Genomic DNA, 22,890 nt, shown 5'->3' on the forward strand with positions numbered 1-22,890 from the left:
ATATTAAAAATACACATTTTAAAACTAAAATGTGTATTTTTAATAATTTAAATATTTAATTTAACGGTCAATTTTCTAAAAAATTTATTTAAATTTATGAAATTAATATTGTTTGGTATTATGATTTAATTTATTTTTTAATATTAATAATTAATTTTTGTGTAATTGTTTAGGATTAAATACTCATTCAGGTATTTCGATTGTACTATCTCAAGCACTTAATTTTAAAAAAGTTGAAGCAAGAGAATTTTTATTAGCTAATTTATATAGTTGTTCAATATTAGGAGTAAAACCAAATCAATTAAATTTTTCATATTTATTTTTATCTTTATTTCAAGCTACAGAATAATTGTAATATGAAGTAGCAAAATTATAGAATGACGCAGCATTTAAGCTAGTAATATAATTGCCTCTATCATCTACTACTCCCGTACCACTTAAACCGCCTCTAAATAATATTGGGGAATAACTAGTTTCTACAGAAGTTCTTTGATAACTTTCTCTTGCTGTTCCTATAGTACTATCATTATAAATATAACCAATTTGTTTATAACCAGGAAAACCTGTCATTAAACGATTAGTTGAAAAATTCAATTTATTTGCAAAACTAGGTTTTTTATTAACAGCTTTATGCATTTCTAAAAAGTAAGTAATATTATCTTTATTGTAATCGCTTATGCCTAAATTTGGTAATTTTTTCAGATTTTCAAATCATAAAGCAGCACTAAATTTACCTTGTTTTTTAAGATTATTAATAATATTATTAACATCAATCATGTAAGTAGATAAATCAGGTAAAACAGCTAATTTATTTTTACTATCAACATTTATTTCGCCATCATCATTATATTGTTTATATCCTGTTCAGAAAGTAAAAATTCGTGTAGAAGTAGCGTTTTCATTGTCAATGCCCTTTTGATAATCAGCCGAAATAACATGTTTATTAGTTCCATTTAAAGTGAAATTAGCATTTGTTTTTCAGGCATTTTTTCAAGGTGTTTCAATTGTATTATTGTTATTAACTACATGATTATTAGTAATAAAATAATATTTGCCATCTTTTTCATCTTTATTAACTTTACCAAGCATTAAAGAAGAACCATTATTAAAGGCTAAAACTCGATTATTAACATCTTTAATTCTTTGATCTTTATAACTTAAATGCATAAATTCAACTGAAGGTTTATATCCTTCGTGTCATTTATAAATTAAATTTTCATTAGGATTATATTTAAATAATTCACCATGATTATAGCCTTCATTATAAATATAAAAAGGCATATTCTCAGGAGTTATACTTAAATTTTGATAATCAAATTTATTACTTTGATATTTGCTAAAAGTCTCATTTTCAATTTCATTTTGGTATTGAATGTTAACATTAGTTCCAAAATTTTGATTAAAGTAAATTGCTTTATTTTTATCGAATTTAACTTCTGGCAAAGTTTTTTGGTGATAATAAAGAGTTTCAGCTATATTGTTAGCTACAATTAAATAATCATTATTATCATCTAATTTATAACTAAAATTAATACCTTCTTCATTTAAAGTAAAACTTAAAGTAAAATCAATTTTAATATTATTAACGTTTTGAGTTTCTTTTTTAAAAATAAGAGTTTTTTGTTTTACTAATTCATTTCAATCTAAAGTAATATTTAAATTTTGTTTAGAATCTAAAACTCTGTTATAACGATTTTCATCTAAATATAAAATATTAGTAAAAAATTCAAAATTAATTTTAGCATTAGTTACTTTATTTTGTTTTAATAATGGTTCATAATAATCTTTTTTAAATAATCATGTTATTTCTTTTTTATTATTACTTAAATCAAAATAATTATCTTTGTAATTTAATTTAATTTTTCTTTGTCTTAAAATTTTGCCATTGGCTAAAAAAACTTTTTTCATATTATGTTGAACAGTTAAAAAGTTTAAAATTTGTTCATCAGTCAAATTATCATCTGTTCAATCACTAAAATGTCCAATTTCATATCATGTATCACCTAAAATATTTTTAGTTATATTGGAATACTGTGGAAAAATATATTTTGAATATTTTATTCTGATAAAAATTCTATTTTTAATATTTTTTACTTCAGCTATTTCTAAATTATTTCAATTAGGTAATTTTCAATTGTTATAATCAATTTCTGTAATAGTAAAATAATCATTATCAATTTTTTTATTAGTATTAAAATAACTAATTAAACTAGAAGTATTTTGTTTTTTAAGTGTTTCACTTTTAAATTTAAAATTTTGCAAAGTAATTTTATTAATAAGAGCTTCAGGATAAGCTTCTAATTGATAATCATTATAAAGATTTTCCAAAATAATTTCTTTATTAGAACTATATCTTAAATTGCTATTTGTTTTATTAATAAAGCCTAATTTAAAAGTTAAACTATTAGTTTTTGAAGACTTAACATCATAATAATAAACATAATAATCTCTTAATAAATTATTAATATTAACATTATTTACTGAATCAGTATTGTTTTTAAGCAAATCATGTTGTTTTTGTGAACTATTGTTATTAATCATTGTTAATAAATGATTCAATTGAGCATAAGCTTTTTGTTCAACTAATAATTTAGGATCTAAAGTTCTTCTGGTTCTTAAATCTTTTTCATTATTCGGTGAACCTTGCACGAAATTATAAATAAAATTAGTACTATTGATTTTATTTATTTCATTAATAATATTTTCTTCTGGTTTTGTATATTTAGTATCATCATTAAAATCATCAACATTAAATCATTTATTTTCAGGATAAAAATCACTATGTTCTCTGGTTTTAAAATATTTTAGAGTATAACCTAATGTACTAATACCTGTATATTGACCATTTTCAAATAAACCAAATTGTACAATTGCTTCACCTTTAGCATCATCAAAATGATTTACTGGCCTAATAGGGGAACCTAAAGTAGTTTGATCTTTAGTTAAAAATTTAATTTGATAACGCCCATTAGAAAGTAATTCATAAAAATCATTTAAATTATCATAAATTTTTGAAGCTAAATAATTTTGGTGCGTATCATTTTCTTTTTTAAATTTAACTTGTGATAATATTTTGGAAATATTATTTCCTGAAATTAAATTTACAAAGAAAGCATCTTCTAGTTGATTGATATCATAGTTAAAATTATTAAAAATTAAAGGGAAATAAACTACTTGATCATTTTTAGTTAATTTTAATAATAACTTAATTAAATTATTTGGTTGAACATAAAAGTAATTAAATTTGTCATTTTCATTATTTAAATAACTAACTACTTCTTCTATTTTTCAACCATTTAATTCAAAATCAAAACTTTTTAGAACTATTTCTTTAAATAATTCTTTATTAATAGCATCATTTTGGTTTAAAGTAGCATTTCTACCTTCTATTATCACATCTTTATATTTATCATTAGTATTTTTAATTTCTTTTGCAGTATTATTTATGTATGTTAATAAAAATTCATCAGTTTTATTGTTATTAAATTTAGCACTAGTTAAATAATATTGACTAGGTTTATATGTGACGTTAAAATCATTATTAAGTAAATAAGTATATAAATAATTACCACCAAAATAATCGTGTGGATTACGATTATCAGCTGTTTTTAAATTATAAAAACTTTTAATAGTTTTACCATTTAATTTAACATCAACAACTAAATTTCATTTTAAAACAAAAGCTTTAGCATTTTTTTCTTGACGATTAATATCTCTAACTTTTTTTTCTACTTGTGTTATATCATTTTTTGATTTTTGTCAATTAATTTCATAATCAAATAAATTATTTAATTTTTCTACTTTTTTACTAAAAGCACTATTTAATAAATTAGTTTTATTTCTTAAATCATTTCCTGCTAGAGAATTTAAAAAAGCATAATCTACATCATATAATTCTTCAATTGAGTTAAAACTCAAACCATTAGTTAAAGAAGCTACATCATTTTTAAAAGTAAATGTTCTTTGTTCTTCTTTAGTATAATCACCCTTTTGAGCCACTAAAGTTAAACTAATTTGATTTAAATTATTATCATCTATTTTGATATTTTTAATTTTTAAATTTATTTCTTTATTATTTGCTAAATTTAAAAAATAAGGAGCATTTTGTTCTGAAATACTAGTTGAATAAAGTTTAATATTTAAATCTTGATTAATTAAAGGATTTTCAGCAATTGTATATGATGCTAAAAAAGTATCTACACTATTTTGATTTTCAAAAACTTGTTTATTTTTAAATCCTGAAATAGTAACTTTTTTAACATTTGAAGATATTTTTTGTCCATAAAAATTTTCTATAAAAATTTGATATTCAAAACTTATACTATTTGTTTTTAAATCATAAGTAAGATTTTTTAACTCTTCATTTTGATAATTATTATTTGTTGTAATTTGAATTTTTTCTAATTTAGCTTCTTCGGTAAAAGTATTTTCTTTATTGAGATAAGCAAAAGTAAAATTAGTTTTATTTAATTTTTCTTTTTCATTAGTTATTAATTGCTCTAAAGATAAACCTTGTTTAAATCCAGATATTTCTTTAGTTAAAATATCACTAATTATTTCAGCATTTAAATTAGTTTTTAAACTTTTTAAACGATATTGTAGAGTTACTTTAGCTTCCTGATTAACTTGTTCAATTATTTTTGGTTCAACTAATTCTATTTGATCATTAGAATTAGTTAAAAACTGTTCTGTTTTAGCATCTAATGCGTAAGTTTGATTTTTATTAGGATAATTAAAGTCAAAATTATTAGCATTTAAACGTTTTAATTCTTCATCTATAGCCTCACGATTAGCATTATCGTTAGTTTTAAAACCAAACATTATTGCTGATCAAATATCACTTTTAATTAACATTTTTTCTACTTGTGTAGATAATTGATATTTAATTTCTAAAGAACCAATATCATCATTAGCTTTAATTTCTTTAATTTGAATGTCAATATTTTTTTGTTGAGGATTAAATAAAGCTACTAAATCATTTTGCAAAACATTTGAAGCTTTAAAATCTTTAGTATTGCCCTTGCGATATAAAAAAATTTTAGAAACTTGTTTATCTTGAGCTATTTGATTCAACATTTGTTTATATTGATTTTGTAATTTTTCTAAATTATTAAAATCATTTAATTCAATAACACGAATATTTGAAGAAACATTTTCAAAGTTATTTTTTAAAGAAAAAAATTGATAAGCAACTTTTAAAGTTCCTTTAGTATCATTTTTTTCTTCTATATTTATAATTTGCAATTCAAAGTCATTATTTTGAGAATTGAGAATAAATTTATCTGTTTGTACTTGTGAAGGCAATGTTTGTGCTTTATTTTGATAATCAAGATTTAAAGTATTTATTAAATGATTTAATCTATTTTTTTCATTTTGTAATTCTTTTTGTTTTTGTTCTTGATTATATTTTTCTAAGGATTTAAAATTTTCAATAGTAAAATATTTAACATTTTCTAAAGTTTGTTTTAAATAGGAAACACTTAAAGTATAAGTTAATTTGACTTGACTTAAAGTATTGTTTTGTTCTATAAATTCTATGTTAGAAATTTTAATGTTATCATCAAGATTTTTTTCATAAATTAAATTATCTAATTGTGCTTGTGAAGCTAAAACATTACTTTTATTGACATAATCAAAACTAATTTCTAAGTTATTTAATTTTTCTTTAAGTTCTTTTATTTTTTTGTCATTGCGTTTATTAATACTATCAAAGATATTTAAATTAATAGTTCTAGTATTAGATGTTACTTCTTGTAAATTTTCTTTTGTGCTTTGTATTTGAATTTCTAGATCTAATGAACCATTTTGATCATCAATATTTTTAATAGCTAAAATTTTTAAATTAGCTTGATATAAAGAATTAATTAACGAAAAAGAATCTTTTTGATTTTCTGAAGGCAAAATTTCTTGAGCATTATTATAAGTTAATTCAAGATTATTTAAAAGCTCATCTAAACGTTCTTTTTCTTTATTTATTAATTCTTTAGTATTTTGATCATTTTTTGTTTGTAAATTATTGATTGTAAAATGTTTTTTAACTTGATACTTTTCATTATTAACTAATTTTTCTAAAGTATATTCAATTATTAATTGACCAGTTGTATCATTTGCTTGTAAAATGTTTAAATTAGTAATTGTTAAAGTTGAATCTAATTCTTTAAGATTATTTTTAATTTGTTCAATTTGAACATCTGAAGCTAAAATATTTAAATCATCCAATGAAAAAGTAACATTAATATTATTTAATGTTTCTTTAATTTCCATTTCATCACTTCGATTGTTTTCTTTACCATTCTTTTGTTTATTAACAAAAGTTAAATTAGTTAATTGCGCAATTCTTACTAAACTAGTGTAAGTTTGTTTTTTATAATTAAAAGTTAAATTATAAGTAAAGTTAATTACTCCATTGGCTTTATCAATTTGTCCTATTTGTAAATTGATCACTTTCATTTGATATTGATTATCTAAAATTGAATATTCAATTAAATTAGGATCAATTTTATCATTAATAATTTTGTCTTGCTGATAATTAAAATTGATTTTTGTTTGTGCAAAAATTAATGAACTATCAATTTTTTCTTCATTTTCATTAGTACAACTACTTGCTAAAGCAATTAACGATAAAGAAGACAAACTAAGCAAGGAAAAATATTTTTTAAATTTTAATTTCATAGTCAAACCTTATTTATAGTTATTTTTATTGTGCACAAATTTAATTAAAAATTATTTTTTATTGCGGCCTTGAATATCTTTTGCATTGTAAATTCATTCAGGTATTTTAATACTTGGATCATAAGCATTTAATTTCATAATGTTAGCTGCTAAAGAATTTTTATTTGCCATATTTCAAATTTCTTCTTTATTATCGACATAGCCAAAAAAGTTGTATTTATTAAAGGCTTTTTCACTTTGATTTCATAAATTTTGCTGATCGATAAAGGCTACTCCATAATAATAATGAGCAGCACTATTAATAGCACCAACAAAATTATTTTTATCATCCACTATTCCAGTACCACTAGATCCACCTCTTATTAAAATTGGCGTATAACTAACAGTATTTGAAAATCTTTGATAAAACTCACGATTTTCTAAAATAGGATTTCTATTAACAATATAACCTATTTGCATCGAAGCAGGAAAACCAGTAATATAACGATGAGTAGAAATAATTAATCTATTTTTAAATCTAGCAACATTATTAATGTTAGTAACATTATTTGCTTCTTGTACGCTATTAATAAAGTAGAAAATATTATCTTTATTAGTATCATGTAAATTTACATCATCTAATAAAAGCATTCTTTCTAAATTTTTAGCAGGACTAAAGCGCCCTTGTTTTTTACTATTTTCAATAGCTTGCTTAATATCTAAAATAAATACAGTTAAATCCACATCTAATTTATTTAAATTAGCTTTATTTTCACGATATTGTTTAAAACCAGTTCAAAAAATTAAAGAATCAACGTTAGTAACATTATCAAAGGTGTAAATAAATTGTTCAGCATCAGCAGAATAAGTTTCTTTAAAAGGGTTAGCTTGTGTAAATCTAATGCCTTGTGTTCAAGCTTGTTTAGTTGGATCATCAACAGTATTATTGTTATTAACCACATGATTATTTGTTACAAAATAATATCTGCCGTCATTAGGATCGTCACTAACTTTAGCTAACATCATAGCTGAACCGCCGCTTAAGCCTCCATTTCTCGAACCTATTCTTAAAGCTAAAGAACGATCATTATAATTTTTCATTCTTTGATCATCATAACTTAGATGCATTATTTCAATTGGTAGTTTATAACCTTCGTGTCATTTATAAAGTAAAGTTTCATTGGGGTTGTATTTGAACATTTCACCATGATTATAAGCTTCATTATAAATGTAAAAAGGCATATTTTCGTGTGTAATTGTTAAATTTTGATAATCAAATTTATTACTTTGATATTCGCTAAAAATTTCATTAGCAACATTATTTTCATATTCAATAGTTACTGAAGTACCATAATTACTATTAAAATAAACTGCTTTATTAGGATCAAATTTTTCATTTGGTACTTGATCATAATTAAATCTATATAAAGTTTCTGCAAAATTATTGCCAACTATTTTATATTCTTTAATGTCATTATCTATTAATTTATAAGTAAAATAAATACCATTTTCTTGTAATTCAAAACTTAATTCAAAATTAGCTTGTTGATTATTAACTAAATCTGTTTGTCCATATTTAATAATTTTTTTCTTATTAACTAATTCATCTCAATTTATTTCTACATCTAAACCTTTATCAAAACGCGCAATTCGATTAATACGATCTTGATCTAAATAAAGTAAATTAGTGAAAAAATGAAAATAAATTTTTGCATTTTGTTGTTCTCTATCAAATAATAAAGCTTGATAATATTCTTTTTTAAATAATCAAGTAACTTGATCTTGTTTTTTATTAATATCAAAAATAAGATCTTTGTAATTTAGATTAATCCTTCTTTGTCTTAAAATGCGATTATCATCAGCTAAAAAGATTTTTTTCATATCTTCTTTAACATCTAAATAACGATAAATAGATTCAATAACTTCTTTACTATTAGGTAATAATTCTTGATTTTTAAATCCTTTTAATTCATATCAAATATCACCACTTATTGTAGGTCTGCCACTTAAAAGTTCAAAATTTTTATATTGTAATTTAATAAATACTCTTGTTGCACTGCCATTATTTAAAATTCTAAAATCAGAAATTTCCACATTATTAACATTAGGCATTTTAAAATTATTATAAGCTACATCTTTAACTCTAACAATATTATGATTATTCAAAGTTTTATTTCTAAAACTTATTGCAAATTCTGTAGTAGTAATTTTACTTAAAGCCTCATAATTAATAATTAAATCATCATAAGTAAGATTATTAATTCAAGCATAAGGATATGCATTTAATTCATAATCATTATAAAGATTTTTTAAATATATAGTTTGCGGTGTTGCATATCTTTCTAATGGATTATTTTTTCTAATAAATCCTAATTTAAAAGTTAATTCAGTTTTGCTAGGACTTTGAACATCATAATAATAAATAAAATAATCTCTTAATAAAGTAGAAACATTTTGATTATGTTTAGGATCATTTTCTTGACTTATTTGTATAAATTGCACTAAATTATCATTGTTATTGACAATGTTTAAAAGTGAATTTAATTTTGAATAAGCTTTTTGTTCAACAATAATTGAAGGATTAAGAGTACGTCCAGTTCTTGAGCCAGGATTAGAACCATTATATGATGCTTGTACAAAATTATAGTTAAAATTACGACTATTTAATTTATTGATTAAATCTTTGGTTGTTTGATTAGGTTGAGTATATTGTTGATTTACAAAGTCATTTTCACTAAATCAATTATTGTTAGGCAAGTGATAATTAAAATCAATTTTTTGAAAATTTCTTAAAGTAAAGACTTTATTAGTTTTTAAATTAGTAAATTCACCATTTTTAAATAAACCTACTTGTACAATAGCAGTACCATCATAAAGATTATATAAAATATTATTTATTCTATGTGCTTGAGTTGAATCTAAAAATCTTAATTCATATTCACCAAAAGAAGGTAATTTATAAATTTGATTTAACTTATCATAAATTTGATCTGCGTAATAATATTCATGTGTTTTATCTGCTTGAATTTGAGTGTTTAATCAAATATTTTCAAAATCTGAATTTTGGATTCAACTAATATATTGATATAGTTGTGTACTTTGATCATCAACAAATAAATTATTAATAAATATTGGATAAATTATTTCTTGATTTTCTTTAGTAAATTTAACTAACATTTTGAAATTATTATTATCTTGTTGTACGAAAAAATTGAATTTATTATCTGTATTATTATCTTTAACTAAAGATAAAACTTCTTCTAAAATCCAATCATTTGTTTCAAATTCAAAAGTATTTAACAATATTTCTTTCATTAATTGACGATTTAACGTATCATCAACATTTAAAGTTTCAAAAGTGATATTTTTGTATTGGGGACTTTGAATTTTAATTTGATTAATTAATTTAATTAAATAATCTTTAACATATCAAGTTTGATTATTTTTAAGAGCTTCAATAAAAGTTTGTTTAGGTTTATATGTAATATTTGTTTGTTCTTTTTGAATAAAAGTATAAATATGTTTTTTATTGAAAAAAGAATTAGCTAAAGTAAAGTTACCCGCACGTAATTCAGCATCACTTATTTGATCATCAAGTAAAAGATTAGTAAATGATTTAATTAAATATTTATTTAAATAAAGATCAATAGTTAAATTTCATCTTGCCTCTTTGACATTAACTTGCACAATTTCATTATTAGTATTTCTGATATTTTTATTTTCTTCAATTATTTCAAATTTAGATTTATCTCAATTAATTTGATAATCATATAAATGATTTATTTTAGCAGTTTTTTTAATAAAAGCTTTATTTAAAATTTCTCTTTGATTATTTAAATTTTTACCTGATAATCAATTTAATAAATCTCAATCAATAGTATATAACTCTTCTATTTTAGAAATATTTAAATCTTTTATTCGTTCATTAAAATCATTTTCAAAATTAATCGTAATTTTTTTTGAAACTTCATATTCATCTTTAGAAGCCACTAAATCTAAATTTAATTGATTTAAATTGTTTGTATCAATATTTAAATTTTTTATTTTTAAATTTACATTGTCTTGATTTGTAAGGTTTAAATAAAATGAAGCATTATCTAAATTAATACTTGTTGCGTATAATTTGATATTAAAAGCATTTAAATCTTCTTGTTTAGTTTTTAGATCGTATTCATTAAGATATTGATTTAAATATGCTTTGGTTAAAGTTTCTTTTTTATTTAAAAAACCTTTTATAGTTACTGTTTTTAAATCAGAAATGATTTTATGTCCATAATAATCATCTTTAATTAAACGATATTGAAAAATTAAATTATTGTTTTGTTCATCTTTAACAATATTTTCAAATTCACTAAGATAAAAATCTTCTAAATCTTTACTTAAATTATTTTTTTGATAAATATTGTCTATATTTGCCTCTTCTATAAAAGTATTATTCTTATCATGATAATCAAACATTAAATCAAAATCATTAGCTTTTTTAGTTAAATTAATAACTAAATCTTCTAAAGATAAACCTTGTTTAAAATTAGTCAATTCTGTTGTATAACTTTGAGAAATTAAATTTTCTAAATTTTCTTTAGTACTTTGCAATTTGTAACTAAAAGTTATTGTTCCAAGACGATTATTTTTTCTTAAAATATTTAAATCAATAATTTTTAAATCTTCTAAATTAGTGGCAAAAAGTTGATCTTTAGTTGTATCAATAGCATAAATTTGTTCTTTATTTGCATAATCAAAACTAATTTTTTGTTGGTTTAATCTTGTTAATTCTTGATTAATTTGTTCTTGTAAAATTTCTTGATTAGTTAAAAAGTTATATAGATAAAATTGATAATTTTTTGAATTAACTTTAATTAAATTATCTTCATAAATTAAACGATAGGTAATTTCTAATTGACCTATTTGATCATCACTATTTAAAGTAATTATTTCAATTTTAGTGTTATTAAAAGTTGGAATTAAATTAGTTAATATATCTTCTTTATTAATAGATGAAGCTTTAATTTTTTCAATATTTTTATTAATTGCAAAAACTTTATTAATTTGATTATCAAGAGCAATATTATTAAGTTCTTGAATTTTATTTTCTTTCAATTGTTCTAAAGTAAGAAAATTGGAAAAAGTTAAATCTTTTTCTGCTGAAAATATTTCTTCAAAATTATTTTTTAAACTTTGTAGTTGAATATTTAAAGTTATTTTACCCATATTGTTATCATAATTTTGAATGTTTTTAATAATTAATTTAGCTTGTGAATCAATTTGATTTGCTCAATAAAAATTATTAATTTGTGCTAATGACGCTAGTGTTTTTTCTGAATTAGTATATGACAAAACAATATTATTTAACAATTGATTTAAGCGATGTTTTTCATCTTGCTTTAATTTATTCTTAGATATAAAACCATCTAATATAAATTCTTTTTCTTCGGAATTAATAATAACATTTTGTTTTTGAGTTTGTAATTTATAAGCTAATTTTACATAACCATCTTCATTATTAATTTCTTTAATGACTAATTCAACTATATTGAGATTGTTTTTTATTTCATTTGGCAAATCATTTTTTAATTGAGTTAAATCAAATTGATTTACAGTTTCTTGTTCTTTATTTTCATAAATAAAATTAATATTAAAATTATTTAATTGTTTGATTAAATTATTAATTTCTTCTTTACTTAAAGTATTTTCAATAACACTAACTGCTGGAATTTCTTCTGATGGTAGTTCTTCTTTTTTTATTTCTTTTAAAAAATCAGTTAATTTATATGTATATTTTTTACTTTGATATTTTCGATTTTTATAATCAAATTCTAAAGAATAATTGAACAAAATAGTTCCGTTAGCATTATCAATGTTAACAATATTAAAAGAAACAATTTTGATATTATATGAATTATTTAAAAATTCAATTTTTAAATTTTCTTTTGCAAAATCTTTTGCTTGAGTGTTTTCTTTGTTTGTATAAGCAAAATTAATTTTTAAATCATTAAAAATTTTTTCACTATCAAATATTTGTTCTTCGTTATTAAAACAACTAGTTGCTATTAAAGTTAATGATAAAGAAGAACTAAGTAATAGTGTTTTTTTAATTTTATTCATAATTACTCCTTTTTTAATTTAAAGCATAAAAAAATAAATTATAAATATTATACGTATAATATTTATTTAATCTTAGTAATTTATATTAAAATATTAAAAATTAAATAATTATCAAATATTTTTTAACTATTTTATAGTCTAATTAGTAAAAATTATAAATATTATTTTATTTTATAATTAATTTACTTATTAAAATAAACTTATTATCTAGTAGTATCATTATAGAAGATTCAAAAGATTATTAAGTTTTATATTAGAATAATTTCTAATTTTATTATCAATAAATAAAATTTTATTTTTTTTATTCTTTTAATTAGTTTAATATTTTGATTAATTGTTTTTAAATTTATTAAATTTAAAATAAAAATCGAAAAATTGTAAATGATGAAGTTATAAAAGAATATAAATTATTAATAAAAACAATAGTTAAAAATAAACATAAAATTTATTATAAATATTTTAAAAAAATGAAAATTAAATGATTTAAATAAGAAAATTAATTTTATTTAAATTTTTAAAATTTAATATTTTTACTTTTAAAAAGTAATCTTTTTGTTTAATTATTTTTTTATTTTGTTTTAGTTGTTAAAATAATTGTATGAATTTTAAAATAGATTTAGTTAAATTACCAGCCAAAATTTTAAGACAAAAATCACAAGAAGTTAAATTACCTTTGAGCGAAGAAGATGATTTATTGGCTCAAAAAATGATTTGACACGTTGATATTAGTCAAACTGAAAATAAAAAATATAATTTTCAACCTGCAGTTGGAGTTGCTGCCATTCAATATGGTATACCTAAGAGAATGTTTTACATTAATGGAGCTAATTTTATTAAAAATTCTGCAATTCCACAAAAAATATTAAAAGATGTTTTAATAAATCCTGTTATAATTTCTACTTCAGAATCATCAATAGCTTTAGAACAAGGTGAAGGATGTTTATCTGTTGGTTCTAATATTAAAGAACAAGATGGTTTTGTTCATAGAAAAAGCAGAATTTTAGCAAAAGCTTATTCATATACACAAAAAAAAGAAATAACTTTGGATTTGAACGGATATTTAGCAATTGTTTTTCAGCACGAATATGATCATTTGGAAGGAAAATTATTTGTTGATCATTTAAATCTTAAAGATCCTTGAAAAATTCAAAATAATTGTCGTTATATTGAGACAGAGGAGGCTTAATGTTTATAACCGAATGAATAAATAAATATTTTAATTTTAATCAGAATAATTATTTTTGATATATTCCTTTAATTTTTATAGCATTAACTATTTTAATAGCTTTTATAATTGGTTTTAAAAAAGGTTTTTGAAAATCAATCGGTTCTTTAATTGTTTCCACAATTAGTTGAATTGCTGCCTTGCCTTTAGCATTAATAATTTTTAAATTAATTCAACACTCTATTGTTTCTAAATTTTTTGAAGAAACAATTGGTATTGATGATATTTCTTATAATGAAATAACTACTATTTTAAAACCATTAATTTTAAGCTTACTTATAGTAATTGTTTATATTATTATTTGATTATTATTTTCTTTGATATTCTCTATAATTGCTAAATTAACAAGAATAAAAAAATTATTAACAAGACAAATAAAACCTAGAAAAAGAATCATTTCTCGTTTTTCAGGTGGATTAATTAAAGTTGTATCAACTACTCCATTTTTAGTTTATGCTACAAATGTTTTAGGGTTTGCTACAGGAAATAATTTTGTTGATACAGTAAATAATAAATTTTTTAATGTGGCAACTTTTAATCAAGCAAAAGGTATTTCAGATTATTTACCAGGTATTTTAATTGGTGCAGAATTAGCTACTCAAGAAGAAGCAAGAAATAATTTTACTAATTTTTTTGCTGCTTTAACTGATAGTAAAAACTTTATGATAGAAAATAAAGTTTTTGATGAAAACATTAGCAACATAACTTTAGATAAACAAGAATATAGAATTCAAATTGATCCATTTCAAAGTAAAATAACTGAAACTAATTTTGATAAATATTTAGAAGGCATTAAAAACGCGATTGAAAAATTAACTATTTTTGCTTCTAAAAACGAATCAACAGACATTTTTAGAGTTTTACTTTATAGTACTATTGAATATATAGATAAAGATCAAATTAAGCAAAATATTAGTAATTCTACTAAATTTCTTAATTTATTAAAAATAGATCTAAGTCAAATTAGCTTTACTTATAAACACAATCTTGATCCTAAAGTTAAAAATATAACACAATCATTATGAATGTTTACAGAAGATCAACAAAAAGCTATTAAAGAAACATTTTTAAATGTCTTTGGTTATCGTGGAATAGAAATTCCTAAAAAAGAAGATGGTAATATTAATAGCAAAAGTGATGAAGAAAAATATATGTATGTTCTTAATGAAATTATTGATAATGTATTTTTTGCCAAAGAATTAAAAAATGAAAACAAATAAAAAGGGTATAACACCCTTTTTTATTTATAATATTATTATGAATTTAAAAAATATTTTTGCAATGCAAAAAGAACTAGATCAAAAAATTGCGCAAAGAAAAGACTTAGCACTTAATAAAATCAAAACAAATAATAAACATCAACAAATGATGTTAGCTACTTTGATTGAAATTGCTGAATTTGTTAATGAAGTACAATCATTTAAATATTGAAAAAAACATAAATATGTTGATAAAGACAAAATTTTAGAAGAATTTGCCGATGTTTTACATTTTCTTGGATCCTTAGGTTATAAATATCATGTAGATGAAGAAATTGAACCATTAATTGTAAATTCAAAAAATATTAATGAACAATTTACCTTATTATTTTCTGCGGTAACTAAAGCAATGTTTCATACTAATAAATACAATATAAGTGAAATTTTTGCTTTAGTTTTAGGAAGTGCAAAATTACTTAATTATAGCGAAAAAGAAATTTTAGAAGCTTATGAGAAAAAAAATTTAAAAAATCATCAACGAATAATTGATAATTATTAAATTAATTTTAAAGGGGAGGAATATGAAAAAAAATAAAACTATATTAAATAATAATTCAAATAATATTAAGAATAATTTGCTTAATTTCTCCCAAATGAAACAACAAGAACTTTATAATTATTTTAATTCTAGTTCAAAAGGTTTAACACAAAATCAAATTGAATTAAATAAAGAAAAATTTGGTTCTAATAAATTAATTAAAAAAAGTAAAAACACTTTATGAAATAGATTATTTCATGCTTTTATTAATCCTTTTAATATCATTTTATTAATTTTAGTTTTTATATCTTTAGTAACAGATATTATTTTGCCTTTAGTAAGAAAAGAAAGTTTCGAACCTATTAGTGCTATTTCTACGACGATAATTATTTTAATCATGGTAATTATAAGTGGTGTTTTAAATTTTATTAATGAGAGCAAAAGTGCTGCTAGTGCCGAAAAATTAGTTAAAATGGTAAGAACTACTACAAGAGTAGAAAGAGAAGGAATTTTTTATGAAATTCCTTTAGAAAATGTTGTAGCAGGAGACATTGTTAATTTAGCAGCTGGTGATATTATTCCCGCAGATGTGAGAATTTTACGTGCTAAAGATTTATTTGTTTCGCAATCATCATTAACGGGTGAAAGTGATGCTATTGAAAAATTCGCACAAAACATTAATAATGAAAATGATACTAATATTACAGATATAAATAATTTAGCTTTTATGGGTTCTAATGTTATTAGTGGATCAGCTAAAGCAATAGTCATAATTACTGGGAATCAAACTTATTTAGGTCAAATAGCTCAAAAAGTAAATGAAAAACCTACAGAAAGTGATTTTGAAAAAGGAATTAAAAAAGTTTCTTGATTATTGATAAGAATAATGTTAATAATTGTTCCTTTAGTTTTTTTAATCACAGGATTTAAAGGCGATTTTCACAGAGATAAAACTTGATTGGATGCTTTAGCTTTTGCTATGTCTGTTGCTGTAGGTTTAACGCCGGAAATGTTACCTATGATAGTAACAAGCACCTTAGCTAAAACGGCTTCAAATATGGCAAAGAAAAAAACAATTGTTAAAAATCTTAATTCTATTCAAAATTTTGGAGCAATTGATATTTTTTGTACAGATAAAACAGGAACTTTAACTTTAGATCAAGTTATATTAGAAAAACATTTAGATGTTAATGGACAAGAAAATACAAAAGTTTTAAAATATGGATTTTTAAATAGTTTTTTCCAAACTGGTTTGAAAAATTTACTAGATTTATCCATTATAGAAAGAACTGAAGAATTGGCTGATGAAAATCAAATCTTACAAAATTTAGAGAAAAAATATTTAAAAATTGATGAAATTCCTTTTGATTTTCAACGTAAAAGAATGTCTGTTATTGTTAGTCAAAAAGAAAATAAAACTAATATAGAATTAATTACTAAAGGAGCTATAGAAGAAATTTTGAGCATTTGTAAATATATTGAATATAACAACAAAATTCAATTATTAACTAAAGAAATGATTAATAAAGTTTTAAAACATGTAGATTATTTAAATGATCAAGGAATGCGTGTTTTAGGTGTTGCTCGTAAAGATACCTTTAAAACAGATAAATATAATATTAATGATGAACAAGAAATGATTTTAATTGGTTATTTAGCTTTTTTAGATCCTCCTAAAGAATCGACAGCTTCTGCCATTAAACACTTACATAATTTAGGCGTGAATGTAAAAATTCTCACAGGAGATAACGCCCGTGTAACTAAAGCTATTTGTGCTAAAGTAGGCATACCTGTTGATAAAATAATGCTTGGTAAAGATTTACTTGATATTAATGATGAAGAATTAATTAAAATTGCTAATGATTATGATATTTATGCTAAATTAAGTCCTGATCAAAAGGCTCGTGTAATTAATGCTTTAAGAGCTAATAATCATGTTGTTGGGTATATGGGTGATGGTATAAATGATGCTCCAGCTATGAAAGTAGCTGATGTTTCAATTTCTGTTGATACAGCAGTAGATATAGCTAAAGAAACAGCCAATATTATTCTTTTAGAAAAAGATCTTAATGTTTTAGCAACTGGAATAATTGAAGGAAGAAAAACTTATGCTAATATGAACAAATATATCAAAATGACTGTAAGTAGTAATTTTGGTAATATTATAAGTATTGTTTTCGCTTCAATTCTTTTGAATTTTGTTCCAATGCTTGGAATTCAAATTTTATTTTTAAATTTAATTTATGATATTTCTTGTGCTGCCATACCTTGAGATAAAGTGGATAAAGATTTTATTAATAAACCACGCAAATGAGATAGTAAAAGTATTTACAAATTTATGTTTATTTTTGGACCAATTAGTTCTTTAATAGATATTTTGTTTTTCATAATTTTAAGATTTTGATTATTAGATCATTTAAATATAACAATGGATAATCAATTATATATAATGATTTTTCATACAGGTTGATTTGTTTTATCAATGTGAACTCAAGCCTTAATCATTCATTTTATTAGAACGGAAAAAATTCCTTTTGTTAATTCTTTTTCTTCGATAATGCTAATTTCTTCGACTTTTTTAGCTATTTTAATAGCTACATTAGTTCCATATTTACCATTTATAAATACAGCTTTAAAATTAACTCCTTTACCAGCAATTTATTTTGTTATTTTAATTGCTTTAGTTTTCTTATATTTAACTTTAATTTTAATTGCTAAACATTTTTATGTCAAAAAATTCAAAACCTTACTTTAAAAGATATTTATTAAAATATCTTTTTTAGTAAAATCTAAATATGCAAAATTATTTAAAATATTTATTTAATCCAATTGAACCTTATGAAAAAAATTATTTAAAAGTTGATCAAATTCATCAAATTTATTATGAAATAAGTGGTAATCCTAACGGACAAGCAATATTGTATGTACATGGCGGTCCTGGTGGTGGTACTTCTAAAATATCTAGAAGATTTTTTGATCCTCAACATTATAAAATTGTTTTATTTGATCAAAGAGGTTGCGGAAAATCTCAACCCTTTTTAGAATTAAAAAATAATACTACTTGAGATTTAGTAGAAGATATTGAAAAATTACGCAAAAAATTAAAAATTAAAAAATGAATTCTATTTGGTGGTTCTTGAGGAACAACTTTATCATTACTTTATGCTATCAAATATCCAGAAAATGTTTCAAAAATGATTTTAAGAGGTGTTTTTTTGGGTAGAAAAAAAGATATTTCTTGATTATATCAAGAAGGAGCTTCATATTTTAAACCATATGAATATCAAGAATATATAAATTTATTAAATAAAAAACAACAAAAAAATATTGTTGCTTCATATTATCACTTAATACATAGTGATAATAAACAACTTAAAGAAAAAGCATTATTAGCTTGAGCAAAATGAGAAACAATGCTTGTTTCAGTTAATAAAATAAAATTTAATCCAAAAAATCTTAAAAATCATAGTGCATTAGCACTTTTAGAAAATTGATATTTTTATCATAATTGTTTTATTGAAGAAAATTATATTTTAAATAATATTGAAAAAATTAAAGATATTCCTACTTTTATAGTACATGGAGAATACGATTTAGATTGTTTACCTTCAGCTGCTTTTGAATTGCATCAAAAACTTTTAAATTCTAAATTATTTTTAATTAAAAAAAGCGGTCATTCTCAAAGTGAAATTGGAATAACTAAAAAATTAGTAGAATTAACTAATTTTTTAAAAAATAACATTAAATCTACTTAAATTTGCTCAAAATTATAAATTAAAGCATTTTTTAAATATTCTAAAGCTTTTTCATAATTAATTTTTTTAGTTTTATTCAAATAATTAAATAATTTATTAATTTGACTTAATTTATTGATTTTTAAATAAAAAATTTGACAAAAATAAAGAAAAATATTTTTTATAGTATCTAAAAGAAAATCATTTTGTAAAAGTCAATGTAAATGATAAATTAGTATTTCAAAAGCACAATATGATAATTGTTTTAAATCAATTTGCATTTGTTTGTAAAAGGTATCAAATTCTAATGAAATTTGATATTTTTTTCAAATTCTTTCAAAAATTTCATATGTATTATTATGTATTAAAGAAATAATAATTTGATAATTTTTATCATTTGTTATTTCTTTTAAATCAAATAAAATTTGATACTCGTCATTTCTTTCTTTTCATAAAATTTGATAATTAATTAAGGTTTGTGATAATAAATCAAAAAGAATAGCCTTTTGATGCCCTGTATTTATATCACCTATTAAAAGAGTTAGTTTTTTGCGCATTTTTTCCTTTAAAAGCAAATTATTTATAATTTTATAATAAATATTATAATTAATATGTAAGAGTTAATATACTAATATATATTAACTTTAAATTTATTTATTTAATAATAATTAATTTAAGGAGAATTTATGACACCACATATTCAGGCTAAAAAAGAAGAAATTGCAAAAACAGTTATTATGCCAGGAGATCCTTTAAGAGCAAAATTTATTGCTGAAACTTTTTTAGATCCAGGTTATAAATTAGTTAATTCAGTAAGAAATATGTTTATGTTTACAGGAACATATAAAGGTAAACCAGTTACTGTAGCAGGTAGTGGAATGGGTTGCCCTTCAATAGGCATTTATTCTTATGAATTATTTAAATTTTATGACGTTGATAGAATTATTAGAATTGGTTCAGCTGGTTCTTATCAAAAAGATTTAGGTTTATATGAAGTTGTTTTAGCTTCAGAAGCATATGCTGATGGTGATGCTTATAGAAGAATTGCTTTAGGCAAAGAAGGTAGAATTGCTTTACCTTCAAGTAAATTAAATGAAGAAATTAAAGCAATTGCTAAAGCACAAAATACTAAATTAAATATTGGAAGAGTTCATTCTTCAGATGTCTTTTATTCAGCAGTTCCACTTGAAGAGAGAATTTCTGAATCTCAAGCACTTTGTGTAGAAATGGAATCCTATGCTTTATTTACTAATGCTGAAATAACTGGTAAAGAAGCAGCTTGTTTATTAACTATTAGTGATAATTTAATTACTCATGAAGAAACTAGTGCTCATGAAAGACAAACAGCATTTACTAAAATGATGGAAATTGCTTTAAATTTAGCTAGATAATAAAAAGTTTTATTTAAAGGAGAATATATTATATGACACCACATATAAATGCTAAAAAAGGCGAAATTGCAAAAACAGTTATTATGCCAGGAGATCCTTTAAGAGCAAAATTTATTGCTGAAACTTTTTTAGATCCAGGTTATAAATTAGTTAGTGATATAAGAAATATTTATATTTATACTGGCACTTATAAAAATAAACCAATATCAATAGCAGCAAGCGGTATGGGTATGCCTTCAATGGGTATTTATTCATATGAATTATTTAAATTTTATGATGTTGATAGAATAATAAGAACCGGCTCAACCGGTTCTTACTTAAAAGAATTAGGAATGTACGAAATTGTCCTTTGTACAGAAGCAATAGCTGATAGTGATGTTTTTAGAAAATTAGTAGCAAAAAAAGAAGGAATAGTTAATTATCCTTCTGCAAAATTAAATGATGAAATCAGAGCTATTGCCAAAAGTAAAAATATTAAATTAAATGAAGGAAGAATACATACGTCTGATGTATTTTATTCTTGTTTAAATTTAGAAGATACAATTGCAAAAACTAAAGCAATTTGTATTGATAATGAAACTTATGCATTATTTACTAATGCAGAAGCCTTAGGCAAAGAAGCAGCAAGTATTTTAACAGTTAGTGATAATTTAATTACTCATGAAATTATTTCAGCTCATGAAAGACAAACTGCGTTTACAAAAGTTATGGAGATTGCATTAAGTTTAGCAAAATAAAATGAGAGTAGTAGATTTAATTGAAAAAAAACGTTTTAATCAAAATTTAACAAAAGAAGAAATTGAATTTTTATTAAATTCTTATGTTAAAGGAGAAACTCCTGATTATCAAATGTCAGCTTTTTTAATGGCAGTTGTTTTTAATGGTATGAATAGTCAAGAGTTAGCTCAATTCACTAAAACAATGATGTATTCTGGTGCAACAATTGATTTAAGTGAAATTCCAGGAATAAAAGTAGATAAACACTCTACTGGAGGAGTTGGTGATAAAACCACTTTAGCAGTTGGCCCAATTGTTGCGGCTTGTGGCGTACCGGTTGCTAAAATGTCTGGAAGAGGATTGGGTCATACAGGTGGTACAATTGATAAATTAGAATCAATACCTGGTTTTAGTGTTGAATTAAGTGACAAAGATTTTATCGAACAAGTAAAAAAACATAAAATAGCAATAATGGGACAAAGTCAAAATTTAGTTCCTGCTGATAAATTATTATATGCATTAAGAGATGTTACTGGCACAGTACAATCAATTGAATTAATAGCTTCAAGTATTATGTCTAAAAAATTAGCAACTGGATCTGATGCTATTCTTTTAGATGTTAAATGTGGTAATGGTGCATTTATGAAAAATCTTGAAGAAGCTAAAGCTTTAGGTAATGCTATGATTGCTATTGGTAAAGAATTAAATGTTGATGTTAGAGCAGAAATAACTAATATGAACAGACCAATAGGAAGAGAAATAGGTAATAAAAATGAAGTTTTAGAAGCTCTTTGAACATTAGAAGGTAAAGGTCCAACTGATTTTAACGAATTAGTATATTCTTCATGTGCAACTATTTTACTTCAAGCTAAAGCAGTTAATACTTACGAAGAAGGTTTAGAAAAAGTTAAAGAAGTTATCAAAAATGGCACAGCTAAAGCTAAATTTAAAGAATTTATTACTTTACAAGGTGGTAATTATAGTGCTATAGAAGATCCTAAATTCTGAAATCCTAAATATAAATTAGAAATAAGATCTGATCAAAAAGGTTATTTAGATATTTTTGATTCATTAACTTTTGGAAAAGTAGCAATGAAATTAGGTGCTGGAAGAGCAACTAAAGCAGATAAAATAGATTTTGAAGCAGGTATAACATTAAATAAAAAAACGAATGAATGAGTTGATAAAAATGATCTTTTATTTACATTATATTCTTCAAAAGAAATTGATATTGAATTAGTTAATGAATTGAAACAAGCTTTTAAATATAATAATGAAAAAGTGGAAAATAAAATTATTTTAGCTAAATTAAGCTAAATTATTTAAGAGGTTA

General features: G+C 22.0%; 11 protein-coding genes. 8 read left to right on the plus strand and 3 right to left on the minus strand.

Features of this window, described 5'->3' with window-relative positions; translation table 4 throughout:
* Window positions 1-150 precede the first annotated feature (150 nt).
* Both VBM87_RS01340 and VBM87_RS01345 read right to left on the minus strand, forming a co-directional pair.
* Window positions 151-6,672, minus strand: a complete 6,522-nt coding sequence (locus tag VBM87_RS01340) for an MGA_1079 family surface serine endopeptidase (protein ID WP_323177043.1) — start codon at window positions 6,670-6,672, stop codon at window positions 151-153.
* A 51-nt stretch (window positions 6,673-6,723) separates the two neighbouring features.
* On the minus strand, window positions 6,724-12,753 hold the full coding sequence (locus tag VBM87_RS01345) for an MGA_1079 family surface serine endopeptidase (protein ID WP_323177044.1): 6,030 nt from the start codon (window positions 12,751-12,753) through the stop codon (window positions 6,724-6,726).
* 598 nt (window positions 12,754-13,351) lie between these two features.
* Here VBM87_RS01345 and def point away from each other — a divergent pair.
* The 5 genes from def to pip are packed head-to-tail and all read left to right on the plus strand — an operon-like array spanning window position 13,352 to window position 19,470.
* A complete protein-coding gene (gene def / locus VBM87_RS01350) occupies window positions 13,352-13,939 on the plus strand; it encodes a peptide deformylase (RefSeq protein WP_323177045.1) in 588 nt (195 codons plus the stop codon).
* Window positions 13,939-15,198, plus strand: coding sequence for a hypothetical protein (locus VBM87_RS01355; protein WP_323177046.1), 1,260 nt, complete (start codon window positions 13,939-13,941; stop codon window positions 15,196-15,198). Before def ends, VBM87_RS01355 begins: the two co-directional genes overlap by 1 nt.
* Window positions 15,185-15,736: a dUTP diphosphatase gene (locus VBM87_RS01360; RefSeq protein WP_323177047.1), complete on the plus strand. Its 552-nt coding sequence runs from the start codon at window positions 15,185-15,187 to the stop codon at window positions 15,734-15,736. The genes VBM87_RS01355 and VBM87_RS01360 overlap by 14 nt, the downstream gene beginning before the upstream one ends.
* A gap of 22 nt (window positions 15,737-15,758) precedes the next feature.
* On the plus strand, window positions 15,759-18,470 hold the full coding sequence (gene mgtA / locus VBM87_RS01365) for a magnesium-translocating P-type ATPase (RefSeq protein WP_323177048.1): 2,712 nt from the start codon (window positions 15,759-15,761) through the stop codon (window positions 18,468-18,470).
* 40 nt (window positions 18,471-18,510) lie between these two features.
* Entirely contained in the window at window positions 18,511-19,470 is a 960-nt protein-coding gene (gene pip / locus VBM87_RS01370; protein ID WP_323177049.1) for a prolyl aminopeptidase, read from the plus strand.
* Here pip and VBM87_RS01375 read toward each other — a convergent pair.
* Window positions 19,467-20,006, minus strand: coding sequence for a hypothetical protein (locus VBM87_RS01375; RefSeq protein WP_323177050.1), 540 nt, complete (start codon window positions 20,004-20,006; stop codon window positions 19,467-19,469). The genes pip and VBM87_RS01375 overlap by 4 nt on opposite strands.
* Before the next feature lie 129 nt (window positions 20,007-20,135).
* Here VBM87_RS01375 and deoD point away from each other — a divergent pair, with 129 nt between their 5' ends.
* Genes deoD through VBM87_RS01390 form a run of 3 tightly spaced genes read left to right on the plus strand, consistent with a single transcriptional unit; the run spans window position 20,136 to window position 22,874 of the window.
* Complete coding sequence (deoD, locus tag VBM87_RS01380) at window positions 20,136-20,840, plus strand: purine-nucleoside phosphorylase (protein WP_257076197.1); 705 nt, start codon at window positions 20,136-20,138, stop codon at window positions 20,838-20,840.
* Window positions 20,841-20,872: 32 nt separating this feature from the next.
* The gene (locus tag VBM87_RS01385) at window positions 20,873-21,577 is read left to right on the plus strand and encodes a purine-nucleoside phosphorylase (RefSeq protein WP_323177051.1); all 705 of its coding nucleotides are present in this window, start codon (window positions 20,873-20,875) and stop codon (window positions 21,575-21,577) included.
* Window position 21,578: 1 nt separating this feature from the next.
* On the plus strand, window positions 21,579-22,874 hold the full coding sequence (locus VBM87_RS01390) for a pyrimidine-nucleoside phosphorylase (protein ID WP_323177052.1): 1,296 nt from the start codon (window positions 21,579-21,581) through the stop codon (window positions 22,872-22,874).
* Window positions 22,875-22,890 lie beyond the last annotated feature (16 nt).

It is taken from the genome of Mycoplasma sp. 744, assembly GCF_034863305.1.
Classification (GTDB): domain Bacteria; phylum Bacillota_I; class Bacilli_A; order Mycoplasmatales; family Metamycoplasmataceae; genus Mycoplasmopsis.